Consider the following 26,022-nt stretch of genomic DNA (forward strand, 5'->3'; position numbering starts at 1 on the left):
ATGGCCCGCGCCCGCATCCAAGCGCGATCAGGGCAGCATGCTGCCGGTTTCGAGGAAGCGCTGGTGCCAGGCCAGCGCCTCGCCGCACAGCATCGGCGTCTGCAGGCCGTAGCTGCCCTTGAGCGCGCGCGCATAATAGTCGCGCAGCATCTCGCGGTACTCGGGATGCGCGCATTTCTCGATCACCAGCTCGGCGCGGCGGCGTGGGGCGAGGCCGCGCAGATCGGCCAGGCCCTGTTCGGTGACGATAACCTGCACGTCCTGTGCGATGTGATCGACATGGCTGACATGCGGGACGATCGACGAGATCTTGCCGCCCTTGGCGGTGGAAGGCGTCATGAAGATCGAGAGATAGGCGTTGCGCGCGAAATCGCCCGAGCCGCCGATGCCGTTCTGGATGCGCGAGCCCATGATATGGGTCGAGTTGACGTTGCCGTAGATATCGGCCTCGATCAGCCCGTTCATCGCGAGGCAGCCCAGCCGCCGGACGAGCTCGGGATGATTGCTCATCTCCTGTGGGCGCAGGATGATCCGATCGCGGAACTGCGCCATCTCGGCATTGAGCCGCGCCGCTGCATCGGGGCTGAGCGAGAAGGCGGTGCACGATGCCATGCGCAGCTTGCCCGAGGCGAGCAGGTCGAGCATCCCGTCCTGCAGCACCTCGGTATAGGCGGTCATGTCGGTGAAGGGCGCATCGAGCAGCCCGGCGAGCACCGCGTTGGCGATGTTGCCGACGCCCGACTGGAGCGGCAGCAGGTTCGGGGGCAGCCGGCCCTTGCCGACTTCGTGCTTGAAGAATTCGATGATGTGGCCGGCAATGGCGAGCGCGGTCTCGTCGGGCTTGGCGAAAGGCAGGTTGCGATCGGGTGCGTCGGTCTCGACCACGGCGATCACCTTGTCCGGATCGCAGCGGAAGCTCGGCTGGCCGAAGCGATCGTCGGGGCGGACCAGCGGGATCGGCACGCGATTGGGCGGCAGCGCGGTGCCGTAATAGATGTCGTGCATCCCATCGAGCGCAGGGTTCTGCCAGCTGTTGACCTCGAGGATCACGGCATGCGCGCGATCGAGCCAGGTCTTGTTGTTGCCGACCGAGGAGGAGGGGATCAGCGAGCCGTCGGCGTTGATGCCGGAGACTTCGATCACTGCGATGTCGAGCGGCCCGAGAAACCCTTCCCAGGCCATTGGCGCGACCTGGCTGAGGTGCATGTCGAGATATTCCATCTCGCCCTTGTTGATCCGTTCGCGTGCGGTGGGATCGGAGTTGTAGGGCAGGCGCAGCTCGATACCGTCCGCCTCCGCCAGCGCGCCGTCGAGCTCGGGGCCGGTCGAGGCGCCGGTCCACACCTTCACGCGCAGGTTGCGCCCGGCGGCGCGCTCGGCGGCGATGCGCCGCGCCAACGCCATCGGCACCGCCTTGGGATAGCCCGATCCGGTGAAGCCGCTCATGCCCACGGTCATGTGGTCGTCGATGAAGCTGGCGGCCTGCTCGGCGGTGGTGACCTTGGCGGCGAGGCCGGGATGGGCAATGCGGGACGTCATGGGTTTCCTCTGGGATGATGCCCGGTCGCTAGCGCAGCGCGCAGCGCATGGACGAATGCAGGTTTCGCATGCTGCACGCGCGATACCGGCACGCGAGCTTAACCCAGGTTATAAGTGACGGAAATCGGCGGGTTTCTTCGCGGCGCGGCGGAACCCGACGCGCTTGGGGCCGGTTGTTGCGCCATCCCAGGAGAGAGATGACGACATGGCAACGCGCGCGCGCGATTTCGCGAACGACCTCGGCTCGCAATTTCTGAAGGACAGTTTCCAGCGCGGGCTTGCGCACTGGAATCGCGAGCGGTTGTCGCCCGGATTTCCCGATGCCGACTGGCAGAAGGTCTTCGAGCGCGACGTGAAGATGCAGCGGCTGGAAGGCGCGTTCCTCGAAGAGCTGCGCGCCGAAGTCGCGGCCGAGGCCGCGGCGGCGCCGACCGACGTCGAGGGCTTCATCGCCTGGTTCGAGGGGCTGAAGGCGGTGGGGCCCGGGCAGGGCGATCCGCTGTTCCCCTGGCTCGCCGAGCATGCCGACCGGGACCAGCTTCGATGGTTCTTCGAGCAGGAAGCCGCGGGCGAGGCCGGGTTCGACGATCTGGTGGCGATGACGCAGGTGAAGCTGCCGGTGCGGCCGAAACTGGAGCTTGCCCGCAACTATTGGGACGAGATGGGGCATGGCACCGAAAAGGGCATGCACGGCCCGATGCTCGATGCGCTGGTCGAGACGCTGGCGGTGACGCCGGTGATCGAGAACACGGTATGGGAGAGCCTGTGCCTTGCCAATGCGATGACCGCGATGGCGACGCAGCGCCGCTATGCCTGGCATTCGGTGGGCGCCCTGGGCGTGATCGAGCTGACCGCGCCGGGCCGGGCGGCGCTGGTCGCCGAAGGGCTCAAGCGCGTCGGGCTGACGCCCAAGGAGGCGCGCTATTTCACGCTCCACGCCGTGCTCGACGTCAAGCACAGCGAGGACTGGAACCGCGAGGCGATCCGCCCGGCCGTGGCGGACGATCCGCGCCGCGCGACGGCGATGGCCGAGGGCGCGCTGATCCGGCTCAAATGCGGCGAGCGCTGCTTCGCGGCCTATCGCGATCGCCTGTGGGGCTGACGGGGCGCCCGGGCCGCTCTAGGCTGGGGGCATGAAGCTCGCCGCGCTGCTCCTGCCCGTCCTTCTCTCGGTCCCCGCCCCCGATCCGGGCAAGCGCCTGCCGGTGCATGTCGGCGGCCGCGCGGTGGCAGAGGGGCAGGCGCTGCGCTTCGGCTGGCCCGGCACGTATTTCGAGGGTCGCTTCCGCGGCACCGACGTGACCGTGGCGTTCGACACGCGCACCGATTTCTACCGCGTGCTGGTCGATGGCCGGGTGTTCCAGACGCTGACCAGACCCGAGCGGACCGAGTTGCGCGTCGCCGGGCTGAAGCCGGGCGTCCACACCGTGCGGCTGGAGAAGCTGACCGAGAGCCAGTCGGGCGGGGGCACCTTCCTGGGCTTCTTCACCCATGGCACGCCGCTGACGGCGCCGGCGCGCACCGCCAGGATCGAGTTCATCGGCGATTCGCACAGCGTCGGCTATGGCAACACCTCGGCGACGCGCGACTGCAAGGCGGCGCAGGTGCACGACACCACCGATACCAGCCAGGCCTTCGGGCCGATCCTGGCCAAACGGCTGGGCGCCGATTACCGGGTGATCGCCTATTCGGGCTATGGAATTGTCCGCAACTATGCCGGCAAATTTCCCGGTGAGAGCCTGCCCTTCCTCTATCCCCGCGCGATCCCCGGCGCGCCGGAGCCTGCCCGCGCCGATGGCTGGAAGCCCGGGATCGTCGTGATCAACCTGGGCACCAACGACTTCTCGACTCCCGTCCATGCCGGCGAGGCCTGGGCCGACGATGCGGCGCTCAGGGCCGATTATCGGGCGAAGTACATCGCCTTTGTCCGCGCCCGCCAGGCGGCCTGGCCCGGGGCTCGCATCCTGCTGATGGGGGCCGAGAATTTCTACGCCGATGTCGCTGCGGTGGCGGCGGCGACGGGCGTGGCGGCGGTGAAGGTCCCCAAGCTCGAGATGACGGGCTGCAACTGGCACCCGTCGCTCCAGGATCACCGCGCCATGGCGGACCTGCTCGAAAAGGCGATCCGCGGCTGAGCCCGGGCCTGGTTCGGCATCCGGACAGGAAGTGTGCAGCTAAAAATGCGCGTGGCAATGCCGCTGCATAGTTCTCTGAAAAATGCCGGAAGTTCCCGATGAATATCCATGTGGGTTCGAACAATGGTTCGAAACGGCGCAAAGTCCTTTAGGACTCCGGAAACATTTCGGATAAGTATCCACAAATAAATCCGGTAGGGGAAATCCCATGCGTCGTGCACTCAATGTGGTTTTCGGCGTGAGCCTTGTTGCGGCCATTTGCGGGATTGGCGTGGCGCAGCAGACAGGACGCAACGATCCAAAGACCCCGGCCGCGCTGCCGGGCATCGACTCGGTCGCGATCGAGCAGGATGCGCGGGCCGGAACGACGCTGCTGCTGGTCCATGCGATCAAGGGGCCGGCGCATCCGGGCAGCTTCCCCTATGCCTTCGACACTGGCGACGTGATCGTGAACGATCTCGGCCGCGACGGCGACCGGCGTGCGGGCGACGGCACCTATACCGCGAAGGTGCGCTTCGACGTCGACGAGCTCGGACGCACCGCCACCGCGAACTTCGCCAAGGTGCAGGCCGAACCGCTGACCGCGCCGGCGATCCGCTCGCTCCGCTTCGATCCGCCGACGCGCAAGCTGCAAGGCGGCGCCAAGTTGCTGACCGCGCCGCAGCTCAGGACGCAGCAGCTCACCGCCGACCGGCTGTTCCGGACCCAATCGGTCACCGATTCGAAGGCGGCGCTCGCGACCTTCAAGCTGCCGGCGGCGCGCCGCCCGGCCGAGGTGCTGCGCTTCGACCGGGCGAAGGGCGACGTGCGCGCCACGCTGTTCGGCAGGCAGGTGCCGGTGGGCATCCTCACGCTGCCCAAGCTCAAGCTCAAGGTCCTGCCCTCGGCGGTCAAGCCCGAGCGCTCGCTGATGATCACCGCGCCCGAAGTGGTGAAGGATACGACCCGCACGTTCGAGCCGTGCACCACCGTGCCCAACCAGGGCAATCCGAACGGCGTGTGGACCTTCAAGCACCTGATGACCGAGATGGCGAACACGCCGCAGACCGGCATCGCGCCCGAGGACTTCGTGTTCAACTGGCTGACGCAGCAGAATAGCGCGCAACCGGTCAACAGCTTCAGCGCCGGCGCGCGGCCCGGGTTCGTCTCGATGGTGCGCGACCGCTGGCTGACGCAGAGCGGCGGCGTGAAGCTCAACCTCGACAAGGCGCCGTTCCGCCTGCTCGCGATCGTTTCCCGAACCGATCTCGGTACCGGGGTGAGCGGCTATAGCGGCGGCAATGCCGGTGAGGCGCGCTTCGTGTTCGGCGTGCTGGATCCCAACAATGCCTGCGGGGTGCAGCAATCGACGGTGATCTTCGAATATGCGATCCAGAAATCGAGCTGCGCGGCGAAAAAGGCTTGGATCCAGGACTGGTTCAGCCTGAGCGGCAGCGGGTTCGTGCTGGGCGGCAGCTTCAACACCAAGCTCCAGACGCTGACCGAGAGCTTCGTCACCGCCGGCGCCAATCCCGCCCAGTTGCCCAACCGCAGCGCGATCGGGCAGGTGCGCACCAACGACCTGATCGCCGGCCCCTGGATGCTGTTCGAATTCCAGCCGCGCAGCGCCGGCGATCCGGATCCGGGCGCGCTCCACAATGTGACGGTGAAGCAGAACCCCGATATCAGCTTCAAGAACGCCCCGGGTCCCCGTGCGCTGCTCGCGCAGTTCATCGGCGACAACCAGGCGGCGCTGCTCAACGGCACCTATGTCATTCCCGCGGTGCTGCCGGCGCCGTCGAACGCGCCGATCCTCGGCGGGGAATCGCCGACCTTCAACAACACCAGCTTCACCTGGACCGACACGAGCTTCGCGACGCCGGTCGACCCCGCGGCGCTCGCCGCCTTCTCGATCGGCACCTGCAATGGCTGCCATACCGGCGACACCGGCACGGCGTTCACCCATGTGAAGCCGCGCACACCCGCCGGTGTCGCCAGCCTGTCGACCTTCCTGAACAATCCCGGCGACCCGGCCGAGGACGATCTCGAGCGGCGCCAGCGGATGATGGCCAATGCGCTCAACGGCCAGTGCTTCGCGCTGCCGCTGACCGCGACGCTGCCCTTCGGTTTCGTCCACTGAAGCCGAAGGGAGGCGGCGCGGCGGGCTAGACTGCCTTCAGCGCTTCCTCGAAATCGGCGATCAGGTCCTCGGCATCCTCGACGCCGATCGAGATGCGGACGAGATTGTCGGTGATGCCCAGCGCCTGCTTGCGGGCATCGGGCACCGAGAGATGGGTCATGCCGGCCGGGTGGCTCGCCAACGTTTCGGTACCGCCGAGCGACACGGCGAGCTTGGCGATCTTGAGGCTGTCGAGGAACGCGAAGGCCTCCTTCTCGCCGCCCTTCAGATAGAGCGAGAATGTCGATCCGGCGCCGGTGCAGTGGCGTTGGTAGATGTCGGCCTGGCGCGAGCCTTCTTCGAGGAAGCCGAGATAGCCGACATGCTCGACCTTTGGGTGGCTGCGCAGGAATTCGCAGACCTTCACGGCATTCTCGCCGGCGCGCGACATGCGCAGCTCGAGCGTTTCGAGCGAGCGCAGCAGCATCCAGGCGGTGTTGGGATCGCAGATCGTGCCGATCGTGTTGCGCATCAGGCGGATCGTGTTGATGTGCTCCTTCGAGCCGAGCACGCCGCCCGCCACCAGATCCGAATGGCCGCCGGCATATTTGGTCAGCGAATAGACGACGATGTCGGCGCCCTGCTCGAGCGGCTTGGCCCACAAGGGGCCCAGGAAGGTGTTGTCGATCGCGATCGGCGGCTTGTTTGCTCCGGTGAAGATGGCGTCGCGGCTGGCGCGGACGGCTTCGACATCGACCAGCGCGTTGGTCGGGTTGGCGGGGCTCTCCAGATAGATCAGCGCGACATTGCCCGAGGCCGCCTTGCCCAGCACCGCGTCGATCTCCTCGCGGGTGGCGCCGGCGGGGAAGTCGAGCCAGTGGACGCCGAAGCGGCCGAGGATGCGCGCGATCAGCGTCTCGGTTGCCGCATAGAGCGGGCCCGAATGGACGATCGTGTCGCCCGGCTTGACCATCGACAGGAACAGCGTGGCGATCGCCGACATGCCCGAGGAAAAGGCGAGTGCGTCCTCGGCGCCTTCCCAGATGCCGAGGCGATCCTCGAGAATCTCCTGGTTCGGGCCGTTGAAGCGCGAATAGACCAGCCCGTCGGCGCCGCCCGGGCGCTTGCCGGTGACGCCTTCGAAATGGCGCTTGCCGGCGGCGGCATTGGGGAAGACGAAGGTCGAGGTGAGGAAGATCGGCGGCTTGAGCGAGCCTTCCGAGAGCATCGGATCATAGCCGTGCCCCATCATCATCGTGCTGGGCTTGAGCTTGCGATCGCCGACCTTGTCCGCCGACGGCTTGGGGCGTCGGCGCGGGGTGCCGCCGGTCAGGTCGGCTTCGGTTTCGTCGGTCATGCAGGCTCTCCGGGGATGTGCTTATTTCGTATCATCTGTAACGATTCGCGCGACGAAGGGGAGCCTGAAACGCGCGGAAGGTCACAAAAGTCACGCTGCGCGAGGAGCCGCGGGCCTTTCCGCGGGCAACCACATCCGTCGCTCCAACCCGTCATGCTGAACTTGTTTCAGCATCCAACGTGCGGCGGACGACAGTCCACGAAGCGAAGGGGCGTCGCCCAGCCCAACCTTGGACCCTGAAACAAGTTCAGGGTGACGGTGGGTATTGGGCTCAGCCCAGCCCGATCAGGCTGATCTGCCGGCCATAGTCCGGCTCGCTGCGGTGCGTCGCGCGGCGGAAGCTGTAGAAATGGTCTTCGCGGGCATAGGTGTCCTGCCCGAGCATCTCGACGGTGCGGATGTCGGCGGCGGCGAGGCGCGACGCGACATAGGCTTCGAGATCGAACTGCCAGTGATCCTCGCGGCGCCCCTCGGTGAAAAAGCGCTCATTGTCCGGATCGGCATCGGCGAAGCGGGCGAGGAAGACCACGTCGACTTCGTAGGACGCGCGCGCGATGCACGGGCCGACCGCGGCGACGATGCGCGCGCGCTGCGCGCCCAGTGCCTCCATCGCGGCGATCGTCGAATCGGTGACGCCGCCGATCGCGCCCTTCCACCCGGCATGTGCGGCGCCGACGATGCCGGCTTCCTTGTCGGCGAACAGCACCGGCGCGCAATCGGCGGTGAGGATGCCGAGCACCAGGCCCGGGCGATCGGTGACCAGCGCATCGGCGCGCGGGCGCAACTGCTCCTCGAACGGCTCGATCACCGCGACGCAATCGGGCGAATGGACCTGATAGAGCGTCACCAGCCTTGCGCCGGGCAGCACCGCATCGGCGGCGCGGCGGCGATTCTCGGCGATCAGCGCGGGATCGTCCTGCGATCCCAGGCCGACATTGAGGCTGGCCATGGCGCCGGTGGAGACGCCGCCCTTGCGGCCGAGAAAGCCGTGCGCGACGCCATCGAGCGCGCGGGCGCGAAAGACCTCCACGTCGCTCACAGCGCCCGCCGCATCAGCCGGTCCTCGTCCTCATGGCTGCCGACCAGGAAGACATAGGGGCCGCGATCCTCGAAGCCGTTCTTCTCGTAGAAGCGCCGGGCACGGTGATTGTCGACATAGACCGAGAGCCACATCTCCTCGGCGCCGGCGGCGCGGCCCCGGTCGAGCGCCCAGTCCATCAGCACCTGCGCGGCGCCGCTGCCCTTCGCCCGCTCGTCGAGATAGAGCTGGCGCAGCTCATAGGTGCGCGCGCTGGTCTCCGCCGGCAAGGTGAGCCGGCTCACCTTGGCGAAGCCGGCCAGGCCCTGCTCGTCCTCGGCGAGGTGGAAGGCGAGACCCGGCTCGGCGAACTCGCGCGCCCAGGCCGCGGGCGTGAACTTGCCGAGGAAGCCGGCCAGATCCTGCGGCCGGTAGAGATGGCCGAAGGTCGCGATGAAGCTCGCGCGGAACAGCGTGTCGATCGCGGGCAGATCGTCGATAGTGGCGTCGCGGTAGATCATTGCTTCCTTCTTCTCGTCATCCCCGCGAAAGCGGGGACCCATCTCGGAGCGAGGCCAAGCATACAACAGCGGTTGTATCGGCTCGACAGCGTGGGAGATGGGCCCCCGCTTTCGCGGGGGTGACGGCTTGGGTGTTCATTCCGAAAACCCGGCGGGCGCCGGCCAGCCGGGGGCAGTGAGCGCAATTACCTTGAACAACTCGCCCATCTGCTCGGGGTGGGTCAGGCGATCGCGGTCGGTGGCGAGCTGGCCGGCGCGCTCGGGCGCGGCAAGCGACAGCGCCGCGGTGCGCTCGGTGATGCCGAGGCGGGTGAGGAACTCGCCCTGGGTGACCGGGCCGTGGATGACGAGGCCCTCGGCGCGCGCCGCCTCGCCCAGCGTGGCGAAATCGACATGGGCGGTCAGGTCCGCCTCGCCCGGCGTATCGAAGGGGTTGGCATATTCATGCCCCTTCACTGCCTGCAGCGTGTCCCCGATCGCCGGGCCCATATAGCCATAGTCGATGATCAGCGCCGCGCCGCCCTGCGCGGTCAGCCGCTGGGCGAGCTGGCGCACCGTTGCGACGCTGGCCGGTGATGTCTCGAGGATCGAGCCCGGCGCGGCATCGCGGAAGCTGGGCGGGATGATCATGTCGAAGCCGCGGTCGCCGGCGATCGGCAGGAACAGCGTGTCCTGGCAGGCGACCAGGCGCTCGCGCCAGCCTTCCTGCGTGGCGATCAGCTGGCGGATCGGCAGCGCGTCGAAGAATTCGTTGGCGACGAAGATAAGCGGCGCGTCTTCGCTCAGCCCGGTGAGGCCGAGATGGAACTCGGCATGCGGCACGCGCTCGGCCTGGGCGGCGCGCAGGGTGGGGCTGGTCTCGATCATATCGACCGGCGGGGTAAGCCCCGCCTTGGCCATGGCGCGCAGCGCGTCCGCCGCCAGGGTCCCGCGGCCCGGCCCGAGCTCGACATAGCGCGCGGGCGGAGCGCCGGCGCGCTGCCACAGGTCGGCGATCCACAGCCCGATCAGCTCACCGAACATCTGGCTGACTTCGGGCGCAGTGGTGAAGTCGCCGCGCGCGCCGAGCGGATCGCGCGTGGCGTAATAATGCGCGTTGGCGGCGCCCATGAACTGCGAGAGCGGGATCGGCCCGGCCATGGTGATGGCGCGGGAGAGCCGCTCGGCGAGCAGGGGTTCGGCAGCGTTGGCCGAACGATCCTGCGCGCTGGCGTCTAGAGGGTTCTCGCGCACTTCAGGCCACGCTCTCCGCGCCCGCGATCGGCTCGACCCGCTCGCGGCGGCCCTTGGCGGTGGCGATCAGCCAGACGCCGCCGACGATCATCGGCAGGCACAGCACCTGGCCCATATGGATGACATGCTCGAACACCGTGCCGGCGAACTGCGCATCGGGCTCACGGAAATATTCGACGAAGAAGCGGAAGCAGCCATAGCCGAGCAGGAAGATGCCGACGAGCTTGCCCGGTTCGTAGCGCGCCTTGGTGCGCCAGAAGGCGTAGGCGAGGATCGCGAACAGGAGGACGCCTTCGAGCAGCGCCTCGTAGAGCTGGCTCGGATGGCGGGCGAGCGGACCGGCGCCGGGGAAGATGATCGCCCAGGGCAGCTCGGCCGGCTTGCCCCACAGCTCGCCGTTCACGAAATTGGCGAGGCGGCCGAAGAACAGGCCGAAGGGCGCGCAGCAGGCGACATAGTCGTGGACGCGCAGCCAGTTCAGCCCCTGTTGGCGGCACATCAGGATGATCGCCAGCGTGGTGCCGATCACGCCGCCATGGAACGACATGCCGCCGTCCCACAGCTTGAAGATGTCGAGCGGGTGCTCGACGAACCGGTCGAGTCCGTAGAACAGGACATAGCCGAGCCGGCCGCCGATGATGATGCCGAGCGTGGCGTAGAAGACGAGATCGTCGGCATGCTTGCGGCTCATCGGCGCGCCGGGCTCGCGCAGCAGGCGGATCAGGTACCACCAGCCGACCAGGATGCCGGCGATATAGGCCAGCGAATACCATTTGATGTCGAAGAAGCCGAGCGACAGCGCGACCTTGTTGAGGCCGAGATCGGCGAAATGGATATGCTGGGTGGCCGCGTCGGCCAGGGTAGCAAACAGCACTATGGTCCCTCCGGGGTGTAGCGCCCCGATAGAGCAGGCGGGCCGCAAACCCAAGCGCATCTTCCCGTCATCCCGGCGAAAGCCGGGATCTCGTGCCGTATCGCGCCTCCGCCTGAGATCCCGGCTTTTGCCGGGATGACGATTGGGGCGCGGGGTGACAGTCCCTGGCACGCGCGATAGAGCGGGGGCGATGAAGGTCGATATCGGCAAGCTTGGGAAGCTGGATCGGCGCACGCTGCTGATCGGTGGCGGCGTGGGCGTGGGGCTGGTGGTGGCCTGGGCGGTCTGGCCGCGCACCTATCTGCCGAACCTGACCGCGGCGCCGGGCGAGAGCCTGTTCGGTGCCTGGCTCAAGATCGGCACCGACGGGCATGTCTCGGTCGCGGTGCCGCAGTGCGAGGAAGGGCAGGGCGTGTTCACCGCGCTGCCGCAGATCATCGCCGACGAGCTGGGGGCGGACTGGAAGCTGATGGGCGTCGAGCCCGCGCCGCTCAACCCGCTCTACGCCAATCCGCTCGCCGCGCAGGAATTGTTCGAGCTGGCGCTGGGCGGCCTGCCCGAGCAGTTGCGCAAGAGCCATGCCGCGCGCACCGGGCTGATGCTCACCGGCTGCTCGACGTCGATCCGGAGCTTCGAGGACCAGCTGCGCCATGCCGGCGCCACCGCGCGGGTGCTGCTGTGCAAGGCGGCGGCGCGGCGCTGGGGCACCGAATGGCAGAGCTGCGACACCGCCGGCGGCCAGGTGATCCACGGCAATTCGAAGCTCGGCTTCGGCGCGCTGGCGGCCGAGGCGGCGGACGAGAGCGTGCCCGGCGACGTCCCGCTGCGCACCGGCGAGGCCAACCGGCTCTACGGCCAGCCGCTGCCCCGGCTCGATGGGCCTGCCAAGACCGACGGTAGTCTGGTCTATGCCGCCGACGTGCGGCTGCCGAACATGGTGTTCGCCTCGATCCGGATGGGGCCGATCGGCGAGACCGGGCTGGTCAAGCTCGATCGGGCGGCGGCGAACAGGATCCCGGGCATGCTCGCGGTGGTCACCACCAGCGACTGGGTGGCGGCGGTCGCCAATAATGGCTGGGCGGCGGAGCGCGCGATCGACGCGATGCGCCCGCGCTTCAAGACGCCCGATGCGGTGATCAACAATGATTCGATCGCCGATGCGCTCAACAACGCGCTGAACGCCGATGGCGCGCGGCTGCACGAGGCGGGCGACCTGGCGGCGGATTTCCGCGGGGCGAAGGTGGTCAATGCCGAATACCGCGTCGATGTGGCGCTGCACGCGGCGCTCGAGCCCGCGACCTGCACCGCGTCCTACGCCGACGGGCACCTGTCGATCTGGCTGCCGACCCAGGCGCCGGGGCTGGCACGCGCTGCGGCGGCGCGGGCGATCGGCGTCTCCGAAGGCGCGGTGACGGTGCATGCGACGATGGCCGGCGGCTCGTTCGGCGCACGGCTCGAGCATGACGTGGCGGGGCAGGCGGCGCTGCTCGCGTTGAAGATCGGCAGGCCGGTGCAGCTCAGCTGGACGCGCGGCGAGGACATGCGGCACGACCGCTACCGGCCGCCGGCGATCGGGCGGCTTACCGGCAAGCTGGGCGCGGGGGGGCAGGTCTCGGGCCTGCTCGCCAAGATCGCCGCGCCCGAGACCGGGCGCGAGCTCGCGACGCGGCTGCTGGGGAGCGATCCGGTAGTGCAGGCCTCGCTCGCGCTGCCGGGCAAGGGCGATCCTTCCGCGGTGGCGGGCGCCGAGCCCGTTTACGGCATCCCCAATTACGCGGTCGATCACCACCCGGCCGAGATCGGCGTCCCGACCGGCTATTGGCGCTCGGGCGCCCATAGCTACAATTGCTTCTTCGTCGAAAGCTTCATGGACGAGCTGGCGCATGTCGCCGAGCAGGATGCGGTGTCCTTCCGCATGGCGATGCTCGGCAACGAGACGCGGCTGGCGCGCTGCATCCAGACTGCGGCGCAGCTCGGCGGTTGGCAGGGCGGCCAGCCGGGCAGCGGCCAGGGCATCGCCTGCCATGCGTTCCGCGGCTCCTATATCGCGGTGATGGCAGAGGCGCGGCTGGACGGGCGCAAGGTGGTGGTCGAGCGGCTGGTCGCCGCGGTCGATTGCGGGCGCATCGTCAATCCCGACCTGGTGACCCAGCAGATCGAAGGCGGGCTGCTCTTCGGCATGGCCGCGGCGATCGCGGGCTCGACGAGCTTCACCGAGAATGTCGCCGACGTGCGCGATATTTCCGAGCTCGGCCTGCCGACGCTGGCCAGCGCGCCGGACATCACGGTGGAGCTGATCCGGAACGGCGCCGATCCGGGCGGGGTGAGCGAGCTGGCGGTGCCGCCGGTCGCGCCGGCGATCGCCAATGCGCTGCAATCGGCGAGCGGCGTGCGCTTCCGCGTGCTGCCGCTGCTCTCGGATGTCGAGTGACCCGGGAATGATCTGGCCCGAAAAGCATGTCCCGGTCGCGACGGGCAGGATCGGCGTGCTGCTCGTCAACCTGGGCACGCCCGATGCGCCCGAGCCGGGCGCGGTGCGGCGCTATCTGGGCGAGTTCCTGTCCGATCGCCGCGTCGTCGAGATTCCGCCGTTGCTCTGGCAGCCGATCCTGCGCGGGATCATCCTGCGCACCCGGCCGAAGAAGTCGGCGCATGCCTATGGTCTGGTATGGCGCGAGGACGGATCGCCGCTCGCCGCGATCACCCGTGCCCAGGCGATGGCGCTCGAAGGCGCGTTCGGGTCCGAGGTGATCGTCGATCATGCGATGCGCTATGGCAAGCCCGCGATCGCCGAGCGGCTGGACGTGCTCAAGGCGCGCGGCTGCGAACGCATCCTGGTCGCGCCGCTCTACCCGCAATATTGCGCGGCGACGACCGCGACGGCCAACGACGCCGCCTTCGCCGCGCTCGCCGCGATGCGCTGGCAGCCGGCGCTCCGCACCCTGCCGCCCTATCACGATCATCCCGCCTATATCGAAGCGCTGCGCGCGTCGGTCGAGGCGCATCTGGCGGCGCTCGACTTCGCGCCCGACGCGATCCTGGCGAGCTTCCACGGCATGCCCGAGCGCACGCTGCACCTGGGTGATCCCTATCACTGCCATTGCCAGAAGACCGCGCGGCTGCTCGGCGAAGCGCTCAAGGAAGTTTTGGGGGGACGCGAGTTAACCGTCACCTTCCAGTCGCGCTTCGGCCGGGCGAAATGGCTCGAGCCGGCGACCGACGTGACGCTGGCCGCGTTGCCGGCCAAGGGCGTGAAGAAGGTGGCGATCGTCGCCCCGGGCTTCGCCGCCGACTGCCTGGAGACGCTCGAGGAGCTGGAAATCCGCGGGCGGAGCACGTTCCTTGCCGCGGGCGGCACCCATTTCGCCTATCTTCCCTGTCTCAACGACAGCGCCGGGGGTATCGACATGCTGCGCACAATTTTGCGCGGAGAGCTTGCGGGCTGGAGCCAGCCTGCCTAGCGTTCTCCCGACCCCAGCAAGGAGAGGACAAGGCATGGCACGCGTAGCGATCGTGACGGGCGGAACCCGCGGCATCGGCGAGGCGATCAGCCTTGCGCTGAAGGATGCCGGCGTGACCGTCGCCGCCAACTATGCGGGCAATGACGAGAAGGCCAAGGCCTTCACCGATCGCACCGGCATCGCCGCTTACAAATGGGATGTCGGCGATTACGACGCCTGCCACGAAGGCGTGGCCAGGGTGGCGGCAGAGCTGGGCCCGGTCGACATCGTCATCAACAATGCCGGCATCACCCGCGACGGCACCATCCTGAAGATGAGCCGCGAGATGTGGGAAGACGTCATCCGCATCAACCTGGGCGGCTGCTTCAACATGGCGCACGCGACCTTCCCCGGCATGCGCGAGCGCAAATGGGGCCGCATCGTCAATATCGGCTCGATCAATGGCCAGGCCGGCCAGTACGGCCAGGTCAACTATGCCGCCGCCAAATCGGGCATCCACGGCTTCACCAAGGCGCTGTCGCAGGAAGGCGCGCGCTTCGGCGTGACGGTCAATGCGATCGCCCCGGGCTATATCGATACCGACATGGTCGCCGCGGTACCGGCCGAGGTGCTCGAGAAGATCGTCGCCAAGATCCCGGTCGGCCGGCTGGGCCAGGCGCACGAGATCGCCCGCGGCGTCGCGTTCCTCTGCTCGGACGAGGCCGGCTTCGTCACCGGATCGACGCTGTCGATCAACGGTGGCCAGCACATGTACTGATACGGCCCAGAAACGACGAGGGCCGCCCCAAAAGGGAGCGGCCCTCAGCCCTCGATACGCTACGCGAGGGGTAACACTGCAAAGAATAACGACTGCGACTCTAGTGAGTTCCCTTTAGTTTCTGCTGAACGCGCCAGTCATCTGGCGTTCATCTTTGCGGCGCTGGTTCTTCCGCCCCAAGCCGCTATGAGCGGAGGCGATGCTGCTCCGTCCCGCGATCGCCCTGTTCTCGCTCTGCCTTATCCTGCTGCTCTCCGCCTCGGGACGCGAGGGGCGCGACGTGCTGGGCAAGGTGCCGAGCATGCAGGTAGAGCGCGTGCCGCTCGATCTGCGCGATCCCGCGCGCACCCGGGTGGGGGCGCTCACCTATCTGGGCGGGATCAGGCTGAAGAGCCCGGACCGGGCGTTCGGCGGCTTCTCCTCGATGCAGATAAAGGGCGATCGCTTCACCCTGCTTTCGGACGGCGGCACCTTCATCCGCTTCCGCATGGGCGCCGACTGGGCACCGCGCGAGCTGCGCTTCGGCGATCTGCCGGACGGCCCGGGCAGCGGCTGGCTGAAGGCGCAGCGCGATTCCGAATCGATGACCAGCGATCCCGCCACCGGCCATATCTGGGTGGGTTTCGAGAACTACAACGCGATCTGGCGCTATGATGACGGCCTGACTCGCGCCGAGCGGAGCGTGCGGCCTGGCGCGATGCGCGGCTGGTCGGCCAATGGCGGCCCCGAATCGATGGTCCGCCTCGCCGACGGGCGCTTCGTGGTGCTGAGCGAGACCTCGCGCCCCAAGGGCAGCCGCACCGGGCGCGAGGCGCTGCTCTTCGCCGGCGATCCCACCGCGCCCGGCGCCGAGCCGATTCGCTTCACCTATCTGCCGCCGGACGAAGCCTATGACCCGAGCGACGCAGTGCAGTTACCCGACGGGCGGCTGATCGTGCTCAACCGGCGCTTCTCGGTGCCCGATCTGTTCACCGCCAGGCTCACCCTGGTCGATCCGCGCGCGATTCGCGCCGGCGCAGTGGTGAAGGGCCAGGAGATCGCCGCGCTGGCGCCGCCGCTGCTCCACGACAATTACGAGGCGCTGGCGGTCACCCGGGAGGGCAAGGACGTGATCCTGTGGATCGCCTCGGACGACAATCAGCAATTCTGGGAATGGTCGCTGCTGCTCAAGTTCCGGGTGGAATTCGGGAAGTAGTCCTCTCCCGGAGGGAGAGGGGGGCCGCGACGCGAAGCGTCGTGGTGGAGAGGAAGCGCCGCGGGCTGTGTTGCCTGTGGCAGGCCCCCTCCACCAGCTTCGCTGGTCCCCCTCCCCCTCCGGGGGAGGATTTATCTTGTCCGGACATGCGAAAAGCCCGCCCTCCGCATGGAGAACGGGCTCGCATTGAGCCGTCGAAGAAGCGGGCTGTTAGGCCGCGGTCTTCTCGGCCGACGCCTTGCGCACTTCGCGCTTCAGGCGACGGGCACGCAGCGACAGATCGTCGTCGCTGGTCTTGAGCAGCCAGTTGTCGAGGCCGCCATTGTGCTCGACCGAGCGCAGGCCGTGCGTCGAGACGCGCAGGCGGACGCTGCGACCCAGCGAATCGCTGATCAGCGTGACGTTCTGCAGGTTCGGCAGGAACGTACGCTTGGTCTTGTTGTTGGCGTGGGAAACGTTGTTACCCACCTGCCGGCCCTTGCCGGTCAGCTCGCAAATGCGCGACATCGCTTGATATCCTGGTTTGAGCCCTGGCGAACCACGGCCGGAAAGGCGGCGCGAATAACCGTAATGGGACGAAGCGTCAACCGATTCGCTCGAAGAAACGCCTTGTGCCCATGCAACCGCCATGGTTGATGCGGCGTTGATTACGCAACCGATTCAATTGGGGAGATGAAGCGATGCGTGGAATTCTCGTGCTTATAGGTCTTATCGCGCTGGCCGTCGTGGTGCTGATGTCGGTCGGCATGCTCCGCATCGAGCAGCAGCAGGGCGCCTCGATGCCGACGATCACCTTCGACGCCAAGGGCGGCCAGCTGCCCAAATTCAAGGCCGAAACGGGATCGGTAGGGATCGGATCGACCAACACGACCGTTGCAGTCCCGACGGTCGAGATGAAGAACACCACGGTCACCTTGCCCACCATCGAAGTGAAGCAGGCCGGCGCCACTCCGACGCCGACGCCCGCCGCGAAGTGATGGCAGCGCGCCCCGGCCCCATCGTGGCGGCGGCATTGTTGCCGCCCCTGGGCACGTATCTGGCGCGGGGGGTGGGGCGCGACTTCTGGATCACCACCGGGCTGACGGTGCTGGGCTTCCTGCCCGGGGTCGGGTTCGCGCTGTGGCGCGTGCTGGGGAATTCGCGGGTGAAGCCTGCCGAGTCGGCGGCCGCCTAGCTATATCGTCATCCCGGCCTTGTGCCGGGATCCACCGTGCCGCACCTGCTGCCCTCTATTCTCCATCTCTGTGTTCGCCTCGCGGTGGACCCCGGCACAAGGCCGGGGTGACGGAGGGGGGCGTGTGGGCTACGCCCTCCCCATGTTCCCGCTTCCCGAACCGATGCGCCTGGCGCTCGACGCTGCCCGTGCCGCCGCCGCGGCAGGCGAGGTGCCGGTCGGCGCGGTGTTGGTACACGACGGCAAGGTGATCGCCACCGCGGCCAATGCGCCGCGGACGCTCCACGACCCTACTGCCCATGCCGAGATGCGGGTGATTCGCATGGCGGCCGAGGCGCTCGGGCGCGAGCGGCTGGAGGATTGCGACCTGTGGGTGACGCTCGAGCCCTGCGCGATGTGCGCCGGCGCGATCGCGCATGCGCGGATCGCGCGCGTCTATTATGGCGCCGGCGATCCCAAGGGCGGCGCGGTGGAGCATGGCCCGCGCTTCTTCACCCAGCCGACCTGCCACCACCAGCCCGAGCTCTATCCCGGCATCGGCGAGGCGGAGGCGGGGGAAATCCTGCGGGGGTTTTTCCGGGAGCGGCGGGGCTAACTCCGTTCATCGTCATGCTGAACTTGTTTCAGCATCCAAGGCGCGACAGGCAGCGGCGTAGCCTGCGGAAGGTTGGACCCTGAAACGCGTTCAGGGTGACGGTGGATTTGGGGCGAGGGATTGGTGAATCCGCGTCGTATCCGTTCCACCTGCGCAACCCAGTTGCCGTGCGGCCCCCTCTGCGGATATGAAGGCGCCACACCATGTTAGCGCCTTTCCCCTGGATAGACGTAGCGATCATCTTCGCGCTGATCGTTCTCAACGGCCTTTTTTCGATGTCCGAGCTCGCGATCGTCTCGTCGCGCACCGCGCGGCTGGAGGCCATGGCCCGGGCCGGACGCAGCGGCGCCGGTGCCCGCACCGCGATCCAGCTCGCCGCCGATCCGGGCAAGTTCCTCTCCACCGTGCAGATCGGCATCACGCTGATCGGCATCATCGCCGGCGCCTATTCAGGCGCGAGCCTGGGCGAACCGACCGCGCAGCGGATCGAACTGCTCGGTGTGAGCAAGGAGCTGGCGCACACGCTCGGCATCGCGATCGTGATCGGGCTCACCACCTTCGGCTCGCTGGTTGCGGGCGAGCTGGTGCCCAAGCAGTTCGCGCTGCGCTCGCCCGAGCCGATCGCGGTGCTGGTCTCGGTGCCGCTGCTGTGGATCAGCCGGCTGACCGCCCCGCTCGTCTGGCTGCTCGATTCGACCACCAAGCTGATCTTCCGCCTGATCGGGCTCGACCGCGAATCGGAGAACCGGGTCACCGCCGAGGAGCTGCATCTGCTCGTGGCGGAAGCCAGCAAGTCGGGCGTGATCGAGGAGCATGAGCGCTCGATCATCTCGAGCGTCGTCCGCCTGGCCGACCGGCCGGTGCGCGAAGTGATGACGCCGCGCACCGATGTCGACTGGGTCGATGTCGATCTCGATGCCGACGGCATCCGCGAGGCGCTGCTGCTCACGCCGCACACCCGTCTGCCGGTGGCCGAGGGCTCGGTCGACAAGGTGATCGGCGTGGTCCAGGCGCGCGACATCGCTGCGGCGCTGTTCCGCGGCGAGGCGCTCGACCTGAGGAAGCTGATGCGCGAGGCGCCGATCCTGCCCGACACCGTCGACGCGATGGACGCGCTCGGGGCGCTGCGCCGGGCCGAAGTGCCGATGGGGCTGGTGCATGACGAATATGGCCATTTCGAAGGCATCGTCACGCCGGCGAACCTGCTCGCGGCGATCGCCGGCGAGCTGGCGTCGGACGTCGAGCCGGGCGACAATCCCAACATCGTGACGCGCGAGGACGGCTCGCTGCTCGTCTCGGGCCAGATGCCGGCGGACCTGCTCGCCGAGAAGCTCGGCCTCGATCTCGACGAGGACCGCGACTATGCCACCGTCGCCGGCCTCGCGCTGGCGGTGCTCAAGCGGCTGCCCAATGAAGGCGACAGCTTCGTCGAGCAGGGATGGCGCTTCGAGATCGTCGACATGGACGGGCGCAAGATCGACAAGCTGCTGGTGGATCGGGCGGAGAAATGAGCGAGGCGGCGTTCGTGGCGCACGTGTCGCGGGCGAAAGTGTTGCGCCACACCTTGTCGATGCTGGCGGCCGCGGCCTCGATGGCGGCCCTCGCGGTGACCTTGCTGATTTACCAGCCGCCGATGGGCATCATCGATTGGCTGCTGCTGCTCCTGATCGCCGCGGTCTCCCTGCTGTTCCTCTATGGCACCTATTGGGTCGGGCGCTCCTTCTTTCACCGGGGCGAGGCCCTGGTGCTCGACGCCGAGGGCATGCGCATGCCCGGCTGCTTCGAAGGCATGCTGCCCTGGAGCGCGATCGCGCGGGCCCAGGTCCTGGGCGGGCGCGTCAATCTGTGGCTGATCGAGGATGCCGAGATCCCGCCGGGCAGGAAGTTCGAGCACGTGCTGCGATCCAACCGCGCGCTACAGAGCATGCGGCGCGACGGCCCGGCGGCGCCGGACGTCGCGATCTCGATGTGGCTGGCGAACCGCCGCAATAGCGAGCTGGTAGAGGCGGTTCGCGCCCGGGCGCCGCAGCTCTTCGCCTAGAGCTTTCCGAACACGCCTTCGAAGCCCTCGATATCGTTCTTCGCCAGGAAGCTCGCCTGCTCGATCCAGCGATCGCGGTGGATGCGGCCCTGGAAGTCCCCCAGCTTGGCGTCGAGCGCATCGGCTTCCTCGGGCGTCAGCGCGGCGAGCTGGGCGAAGCTGGTGATGCCGACGCTGTTGAGCTTCTCGCCCAGCCGCGGGCCGACGCCCTTCATCCGGGTGAGATCGTCGGCCGCTGCCGGAGCGGTGGGTGCTGGCGGCGGAGCGGGTTCCGGGGCGGGCGCGGGCTCGGCCACTACCGGCTCGGCGATGTCCGATGCGAGCGAGGCGGGCGACGCATCGAGCGGCGCGGCGGCGGCGATCGGCTCGTCCGCCAGCGGTTCGGGAGCCGGCGCTTCCTCGATCACCGGCGGCGGCGGTGTCGGCACGATCTCGGCGACGGGCTCGGGCTCTGCAACGGGAGCAGGCTCCGCAGCCGGCTCGGGCGCCGCGACCGGCGCGGGGGCTTCTGCGATCGGTTCGGGGGCGGGCGGCGGAGGCGGCGGCGCAACCGGCTCGGGCGCGGCAACGGGCTCCGGGGCCGCTACCGGTTCGGGTGCCGCCACCGGCTCGGCGATCGGCGGGGGCGGGGGCGCTACCGGTGGGGTGATCGGCCGCGAGGGCGCCACCTCCTCGCGATATTCCTCGTTATATTCCTCGATCTCCTCGCGCGCCGCGCGGCGGCGAGCGGCAAGGCGCGCGCCCCAGAACAGGATCAGGAGCGCGAAGACGACTCCCGCCGCGATCGCCGCGAACGGGAGCGTCAACCAAATCGGCGCGCCCTGGAAGAGCGGTTCCGTGCTGTTCATCTGCGCCTACCCCGTGTCTGCAAATTGCGATTCCCGGCAACTGCATAACGTGGTGCGGCGCAGCGCGACAAGCTAGTCGCTGGCGCCGGCGCCAGACTGTCCCGAATCGGCAAGCTTCACCAGCCGGCCGAATTCGCTCCGCCAATAGTTGTTGGAGCTCGGCGCAAGCGCGCCGATCTGGGTGTAGCTGTAGCCGTTCAGATATTTGTCGCCACGCAGATGCTGGCCGAACGCCGCCACCGAGGTGACGAAGGCCATGTCGCCGCTCGGCGCGCGGGCGCCCTGCATCAGGCTCGCCGGCACCGGGCGCTCGATCAGCTTCGAGGTCTCGTTGCCGGGGATCTTGTAGCGCAGCTTGACGAAGGCCATCTCGCTGCCGGTCGATACGGCCGGCGCGGGGCGATTGGCCTCGTAGCGGCGATCCTCGGTCCAGCCCTTGGCATTCGCGGGGACGACTTCGTAGAGCGCGGTAACCTGATGCCCCGCGCCGATATCGCCGGCATCGACCGTGTCGTTGTTGAAATCCTCCTCGGCCAGCGCGCGATTCTCATAGCCGATAAGGCGATACTGCTTCACCTGCGCCGGGTTGAACTCGACCTGGACCTTCACGTCCTTGGCGATGGTGAAGAGCGTGGCGGAGAGCTCGTCGTCCAGCACCTTGGTCGCCTCCATCGCGCTGTCGATATAGGCATAGTTGCCGTTGCCGACATCGGCGATGCGCTCCATCATCGCTTCGTTGTAATTGCCCGTGCCGAAACCGAGCGTGGTGAGGGTGATGCCGTCGTCGCGGTTCTTCTTCACCAGCGCCTCGAGCGCCTTCTTGTCGTTGATGCCGACGTTGAAGTCGCCGTCGGTCGCCAGGAAGATGCGGTTGATCCCGCCCTTCACGAAGGTGGCGCGCGCCACCGAATAGGCGAGCTTGATGCCGTCGCCGCCCGCGGTGGAGCCGCCGGCCGAGAGGCAGTCGAGTGCCGCCTTCACATATTCCTTCTTGTTGGTCGGCTCGAGCACCATGCCCGCCGCGCCGGCATAGACGACGATCGAGACCCGGTCGCGCGGCGACAGCCGGTCGGCGAGCTGCATCAGCGCCTTCTTGACCAGCGGCAGCTTGTCGTCGTCCTCCATCGAGCCCGAGACATCGACCAGGAAGACGAGATTGGCCGGCGGCCGCCCCTTGGCATCGACGTCATAGCCGCGCAGGCCGATGCGCAGCAGCCGCGTCTCGGCGTTCCACGGCGTGGTCGATATGTCGGTGGTGACGCTGAACGGCACGTCGGGCGAGGTCGGGCGCGGATAGTCGTAGCGGAAATAGTTGATCATCTCCTCGGTGCGCACCGCGCCGGCGGGCACGTCCTGCCCCTTGGTGAGAAAGCGGCGCACGTTCGAATAGGCGCCGGTGTCGACGTCGACCGAGAAGGTGGAGACGGGCTGATCGGCGACCGACTGGATCGCGGCGACGTCCTTGCCGTCATAGCGCTCGGTATTGCCCGGCGCGCCCACCGGCGGATTGCGCTTCACCGCCGGCATCGCACCGACATTGCCGGCGAGAACGCCCGGCGCAGCGCGCACCGATTGCAGCGAATTGCGCGAGCCGGTGACGACCAGCGCCTCGCTTGGCGGTGGCGGAGCGATGGAAGTCGGCGGTGCGGGCGGTGCCGGCATCGGCTCGTACATCGGCGGGGGCGTCGGTGTCGGCGCGGGCATGGGCGGCGGCGCATAGCCCGTCGGCATCGGCCGGCGCCGCACGTCGCGGTCCTCGGCTTCTCTCACGCAGCGCACCGGCGAATGGCGGTCCTGTGCGGTAGCAGCGACGACCGGCCCGGCCTTGGGCAGCGGCGGCGGTGCGGCGGAAGTGGTGAGCAGGGCGGAACAACCGATCAGCAAGGCGGTACGCGACATGGCAACTCTCCCCTTCAGAGCGCGGCACGCGAGTCGCTGCGTGCCTGGTGGGGCAAGTTGTTGCGCTTCCGCGATGAGCGCCAGATGAACGAATGATATGTTGTATCATTTTTCGTTCGATTGCCTTGCACGATCTGCTCTGCGAGGAACCGGGCATGAAACTCTACCTGATCGCGCCGGCGTTCGAGCTCTATGGCAAGGATGTTGCCGCGGAGCGCACCCGGGCCGCGATCGCGCTGATCACGCAATTGGTGTGCGATGCGCTGCGGGATGGCGACGACACGCAGCTTACCTCCGAGTGGCGTCGCCCCGATGGCACGATGGCCGATGTGCTCGATACCGATTCGCGCCTCGCGATCGTGCCGCTGCGCGATGCGGCGGCGCTCCATGCGCATGTCGAGGCGGCGATCGATCCCAACGGCGTCCTGCCGAGCTGCCATATCCGCGGTGCGGACGTGCGTTCGGCAGTCAACTGCCGGGCCGTGAGTTTCGGTTATGACGGCCAGGCGTTTCTGTGCCTGCGCTTCGAGGATCCGGCGCCCGTATCGACGGACCCGGATCTGGCGGTGGTCGAAGAGCGCTCCGATTGGCTCGCGACCACCGACTATCTCGACGGGCTGGTGCCCGGCTGAGCCTCAGCCTTCGCGCGCGATTTCCCGCCAGCCGATGTCGCGGCGGCAGAAGCCGGTGGGGAAGTCGATCGCGTCGATTGCCTGGTAGGCAGCCGCCTGCGCCTGCTTCACCGTGTCGCCCAGTGCCGTCACGTTGAGCACACGGCCGCCGCTGGCGACGAGCGTGTCGCCGTCCATCCGGGTGCCGGCATGGAACACCTGGGCGCCGGTCGCCTCGGCCTTGTCGATCCCGGTGATCGCGCCGCCGGTTTCGGGCGTGCCGGGATAGCCGTTCGCGGCCATCACCACGGTGAGCGCGGTCTTGTCGGCGAACACCGGCGCGGGCTGGCCGGCCAACTCGCCCTTCGCCACGGCGAGCATCAGCGCGAGCAGGTCGCCCTGGTAGCGCAGCATCAGCACCTGGCATTCGGGGTCGCCGAAGCGCGCATTGTACTCGATCAGCTTGGGGCCGGTCGGGGTCAGCATCAGCCCGGCATAGAGCACGCCCGAATAGGGCGATCCCATCCGTGCCAGCGCCTCGATCGTCGGGCGGACGATCTCGTCGATCGCCTGCGCCTCGAGTTCGGGGGTGAGCACCGGGGCAGGGCTATAGGCGCCCATGCCGCCGGTATTCGGCCCGGTATCGCCGTCGCCGACGCGCTTGTGATCCTGCGCCGATCCGAACGAGACATAGGCCTCGCCGTCGGTCAGCACGAACAGGCTGGCTTCCTCGCCCTCCAGGAATTCCTCGATCACCACGCTGGCGCCGGTTCCGGCGAAGATGTCCTGCACCGCGCCTTCGGCTTCCTCATGCGTGAAAGCGACGGTTACGCCCTTGCCCGCGGCCAGCCCATCGGCCTTGATCACCACCGGCAGCCCGAAATCCTCAAGCGAAGCGAGCGCGCCGTCGCGGCTCTCGCAGCGGACATAGCCGGCAGTCGGGATCTTCTCGCGTGCGCACAGGTCCTTGGTGAAGCCCTTCGAGCCTTCGAGCTGCGCCGGCAGCTTGTTCGGGCCGAACACGGCGACGCCCATGGTGCGGAGGTTGTCGCCCAGGCCCGCCACCAGCGGCGCCTCGGGCCCGATCACGACGAAACCGATCGAGTGGCGCAGGCAGAAATCGATCACCGCGCGGTGGTCGTTCACTGCGATGTCCACGATTTCGGCATGCTGGGCTATTCCCGGATTGCCCGGGGCGGCGTAGAGCCGTTCGAGCAGCGGCGATTGCGCGAGCTTCCAGGCCAGAGCATGTTCGCGGCCGCCCGAGCCGAGCAATAGGACATTCATGAGCGACCCCTTCTTCGATACGCCAGGCCGGCTCGTAGCCGAGCCGGTGGCGGGCGACAACGCACCGGCGCTGTCGGTCAGCGAATTATCGCTAGCCCTGAAGCGCATGGTCGAAGGCGAATTCGGCCATGTCCGGTTGCGCGGCGAGATTTCGGGGTGGAAGCGCGCGGCTTCGGGCCATGCCTATCTGGCGCTGAAGGATGCCGATGCGGTGATCGACGGGGTGATCTGGCGCGGTGCCGCCAGCGCGATCCCTTTCGCGCCACAGGACGGGCTCGAAGTGATCGTCACCGGCAAGCTGACCATCTATCCGGGGCGCAGCAAATACCAGATCGTCATCGAGCGGATGGAGCTGGCCGGCGAAGGCGCGCTGATGGCGCTGTTCGAGAAACTGAAGGCCAAGCTGGCGGGCGAGGGGCTGTTCGATCGCGAGCGCAAGCAGCCTTTGCCCTATATGCCCAGGGTGATCGGCGTGATCACTTCGCCCACCGGCGCGGTGATCCGCGACATCCTCCACCGCCTCGCCGATCGCTTCCCCAGCCATGTGCTGGTCTGGCCGGTCAAGGTGCAGGGCGACGGCGCGGCGCAGGAAGTGGCCAATGCGATCCGCGGCTTCGATGCGCTGGGGGAGGGCAGCGCGGTGCCGCGCCCGGACCTGCTGATCGTCGCGCGCGGCGGCGGCTCGATCGAGGATCTCTGGGCGTTCAACGAGGAAGTGGTGGTGCGCGCGGTCGCGGCCTGCCGCATCCCGGTGATCTCGGCCGTCGGGCACGAGACCGATACCAGCCTGTGCGACTATGCCGCTGACTTGCGCGCGCCGACGCCGACCGCGGCGGCGGAGATCGCGGTGCCGGTGCTGGCGGATGTGCGCCATACGATCGCGACGCTGGCGCACCGCACCGAACGCTGCGTGCGCCGCTATCACGAGCGCGCCGGCGAGCGGCTGGCGGCGCTGGTGCGCGTGCTGCCGCGGCGCGACGCGCTGCTCGGGCCGCAGCGGCAGAAGATGGACGATCTGGGCGGCCGGCTCGACCGCGCGCTCGAACGCCGCGTGACGCTGGCGCGCGGGCAGCTCGATCGCTCGGCGGGGGCGCTGCGCCCGGCGATGCTCGATCAGCGCCTGTCCGCGGCGCGGCAGCGGCTCGAGGGCATCGGGCGGCACCTCGATCTGGTCCACCCCAATCGCCCGCTCGAAAAGGGTTATGCCTGGGTCGAGGCGCGCGGCACGAAGAAGGTGATCGGTACCGCCGATGCTGCGCGTTCGGCGGGCGCGGTGACGCTCCACTTCATCGACGGAGCCGTCGATGCGCGGCTTGAGCGGCCGGCCGGCAAATCCTATGATGCCCCAAAGCCCGAACAGCCCAGCCTGTTGTAAAAGA

At 68.1% G+C, this 26,022-nt stretch carries 24 protein-coding genes; 14 read left to right on the forward strand and 10 right to left on the reverse strand.

The features are described from left to right. Positions 1-27 precede the first annotated feature (27 nt). Complete coding sequence (locus P6144_RS13055) at positions 28-1,539, reverse strand: acetyl-CoA hydrolase/transferase family protein (RefSeq protein ID WP_277768199.1); 1,512 nt, start codon at positions 1,537-1,539, stop codon at positions 28-30. 205 nt (positions 1,540-1,744) lie between these two features. Between P6144_RS13055 and P6144_RS13060 the strand changes: the two genes are divergently transcribed. From P6144_RS13060 to P6144_RS13070, 3 genes are all read left to right on the forward strand, one after another. Continuing rightward, a complete protein-coding gene (locus P6144_RS13060) occupies positions 1,745-2,641 on the forward strand; it encodes an iron-containing redox enzyme family protein (RefSeq protein WP_277768200.1) in 897 nt (298 codons plus the stop codon). A 31-nt stretch (positions 2,642-2,672) separates the two neighbouring features. Then, entirely contained in the window at positions 2,673-3,674 is a 1,002-nt protein-coding gene (locus tag P6144_RS13065) for an SGNH/GDSL hydrolase family protein (RefSeq protein ID WP_277768201.1), read from the forward strand. A 208-nt stretch (positions 3,675-3,882) separates the two neighbouring features. Next, on the forward strand, positions 3,883-5,793 hold the full coding sequence (locus tag P6144_RS13070) for a hypothetical protein (protein ID WP_277768202.1): 1,911 nt from the start codon (positions 3,883-3,885) through the stop codon (positions 5,791-5,793). A gap of 25 nt (positions 5,794-5,818) precedes the next feature. On the opposite strand, the gene P6144_RS13075 is transcribed toward P6144_RS13070, so the two are convergent. The 5 genes from P6144_RS13075 to lgt form a co-directional block, all read right to left on the reverse strand. Next, positions 5,819-7,129 carry a cystathionine gamma-synthase family protein gene (locus tag P6144_RS13075; RefSeq protein WP_277768203.1) on the reverse strand — a complete coding sequence of 437 codons (1,311 nt, stop codon included), beginning with the start codon at positions 7,127-7,129 and terminating at the stop codon, positions 5,819-5,821. 271 nt (positions 7,130-7,400) lie between these two features. Next, positions 7,401-8,168, reverse strand: coding sequence for a peptidoglycan editing factor PgeF (gene pgeF / locus P6144_RS13080; RefSeq protein ID WP_277768204.1), 768 nt, complete (start codon positions 8,166-8,168; stop codon positions 7,401-7,403). Further along, positions 8,165-8,668, reverse strand: coding sequence for a GNAT family N-acetyltransferase (locus P6144_RS13085; RefSeq protein ID WP_277768205.1), 504 nt, complete (start codon positions 8,666-8,668; stop codon positions 8,165-8,167). Before P6144_RS13085 ends, pgeF begins: the two co-directional genes overlap by 4 nt. 135 nt (positions 8,669-8,803) lie before the next feature. Continuing rightward, positions 8,804-9,808 (reverse strand): SAM-dependent methyltransferase, encoded by a 1,005-nt coding sequence (locus tag P6144_RS13090; protein ID WP_277768415.1) that lies wholly within the window; start codon positions 9,806-9,808, stop codon positions 8,804-8,806. 94 nt (positions 9,809-9,902) lie between these two features. Continuing rightward, complete coding sequence (gene lgt / locus P6144_RS13095) at positions 9,903-10,775, reverse strand: prolipoprotein diacylglyceryl transferase (RefSeq protein ID WP_277768206.1); 873 nt, start codon at positions 10,773-10,775, stop codon at positions 9,903-9,905. Positions 10,776-10,965: 190 nt separating this feature from the next. On the opposite strand from lgt, the gene P6144_RS13100 reads away from it, so the two are divergent. The 4 genes from P6144_RS13100 (at position 10,966) to P6144_RS13115 (ending at position 16,188) form a co-directional block, all read left to right on the forward strand. Next, entirely contained in the window at positions 10,966-13,206 is a 2,241-nt protein-coding gene (locus P6144_RS13100) for a molybdopterin cofactor-binding domain-containing protein (protein WP_277768207.1), read from the forward strand. 7 nt (positions 13,207-13,213) lie between these two features. After that, the gene (gene hemH, locus P6144_RS13105) at positions 13,214-14,236 is read left to right on the forward strand and encodes a ferrochelatase (protein WP_277768208.1); all 1,023 of its coding nucleotides are present in this window, start codon (positions 13,214-13,216) and stop codon (positions 14,234-14,236) included. 34 nt (positions 14,237-14,270) lie between these two features. Next, positions 14,271-14,993, forward strand: coding sequence for an acetoacetyl-CoA reductase (phbB, locus tag P6144_RS13110; protein WP_277768209.1), 723 nt, complete (start codon positions 14,271-14,273; stop codon positions 14,991-14,993). Between the two features lie 199 nt (positions 14,994-15,192). Continuing rightward, entirely contained in the window at positions 15,193-16,188 is a 996-nt protein-coding gene (locus P6144_RS13115; protein WP_277768210.1) for an esterase-like activity of phytase family protein, read from the forward strand. 210 nt (positions 16,189-16,398) lie between these two features. Here the strand turns inward: P6144_RS13115 and rpmB are convergent, their stop codons facing one another. Further along, positions 16,399-16,695, reverse strand: a complete 297-nt coding sequence (gene rpmB / locus P6144_RS13120) for a 50S ribosomal protein L28 (RefSeq protein WP_116839891.1) — start codon at positions 16,693-16,695, stop codon at positions 16,399-16,401. A 173-nt stretch (positions 16,696-16,868) separates the two neighbouring features. Here rpmB and P6144_RS13125 point away from each other — a divergent pair, with 173 nt between their 5' ends. The 5 genes from P6144_RS13125 (at position 16,869) to P6144_RS13145 (ending at position 19,998) form a co-directional block, all read left to right on the forward strand. Beyond that, a complete protein-coding gene (locus P6144_RS13125; RefSeq protein ID WP_277768211.1) occupies positions 16,869-17,165 on the forward strand; it encodes a hypothetical protein in 297 nt (98 codons plus the stop codon). Next, positions 17,165-17,362: a YqaE/Pmp3 family membrane protein gene (locus P6144_RS13130; protein ID WP_277768212.1), complete on the forward strand. Its 198-nt coding sequence runs from the start codon at positions 17,165-17,167 to the stop codon at positions 17,360-17,362. The genes P6144_RS13125 and P6144_RS13130 overlap by 1 nt, the downstream gene beginning before the upstream one ends. A gap of 163 nt (positions 17,363-17,525) precedes the next feature. Continuing rightward, positions 17,526-17,957 (forward strand): nucleoside deaminase, encoded by a 432-nt coding sequence (locus P6144_RS13135; RefSeq protein ID WP_277768416.1) that lies wholly within the window; start codon positions 17,526-17,528, stop codon positions 17,955-17,957. Positions 17,958-18,160: 203 nt separating this feature from the next. Beyond that, a complete protein-coding gene (locus P6144_RS13140) occupies positions 18,161-19,468 on the forward strand; it encodes a hemolysin family protein (RefSeq protein ID WP_277768213.1) in 1,308 nt (435 codons plus the stop codon). Continuing rightward, entirely contained in the window at positions 19,465-19,998 is a 534-nt protein-coding gene (locus tag P6144_RS13145; protein WP_277768214.1) for a hypothetical protein, read from the forward strand. The genes P6144_RS13140 and P6144_RS13145 overlap by 4 nt, the downstream gene beginning before the upstream one ends. Here P6144_RS13145 and P6144_RS13150 read toward each other — a convergent pair. Both P6144_RS13150 and P6144_RS13155 read right to left on the reverse strand, forming a co-directional pair. Then, positions 19,995-20,846, reverse strand: a complete 852-nt coding sequence (locus P6144_RS13150; RefSeq protein ID WP_277768215.1) for a hypothetical protein — start codon at positions 20,844-20,846, stop codon at positions 19,995-19,997. The two genes, P6144_RS13145 and P6144_RS13150, sit on opposite strands and share 4 nt — an antisense overlap. A 72-nt stretch (positions 20,847-20,918) precedes the next feature. Continuing rightward, positions 20,919-22,745: a VWA domain-containing protein gene (locus tag P6144_RS13155; protein ID WP_277768216.1), complete on the reverse strand. Its 1,827-nt coding sequence runs from the start codon at positions 22,743-22,745 to the stop codon at positions 20,919-20,921. Between the two features lie 155 nt (positions 22,746-22,900). On the opposite strand from P6144_RS13155, the gene P6144_RS13160 reads away from it, so the two are divergent. Continuing rightward, positions 22,901-23,377 carry a hypothetical protein gene (locus tag P6144_RS13160; protein ID WP_277768217.1) on the forward strand — a complete coding sequence of 159 codons (477 nt, stop codon included), beginning with the start codon at positions 22,901-22,903 and terminating at the stop codon, positions 23,375-23,377. A gap of 3 nt (positions 23,378-23,380) precedes the next feature. Here P6144_RS13160 and purD read toward each other — a convergent pair whose 3' ends face one another. After that, positions 23,381-24,643: a phosphoribosylamine--glycine ligase gene (gene purD, locus P6144_RS13165; RefSeq protein WP_277768218.1), complete on the reverse strand. Its 1,263-nt coding sequence runs from the start codon at positions 24,641-24,643 to the stop codon at positions 23,381-23,383. On the opposite strand from purD, the gene xseA reads away from it, so the two are divergent. Beyond that, positions 24,642-26,018: an exodeoxyribonuclease VII large subunit gene (gene xseA / locus P6144_RS13170; protein ID WP_277768219.1), complete on the forward strand. Its 1,377-nt coding sequence runs from the start codon at positions 24,642-24,644 to the stop codon at positions 26,016-26,018. The genes purD and xseA overlap by 2 nt on opposite strands. Positions 26,019-26,022: the final 4 nt, after the last annotated feature.

Source organism: Sphingomonas sp. HITSZ_GF (assembly GCF_029543155.1).
GTDB lineage: Bacteria > Pseudomonadota > Alphaproteobacteria > Sphingomonadales > Sphingomonadaceae > Sphingomonas.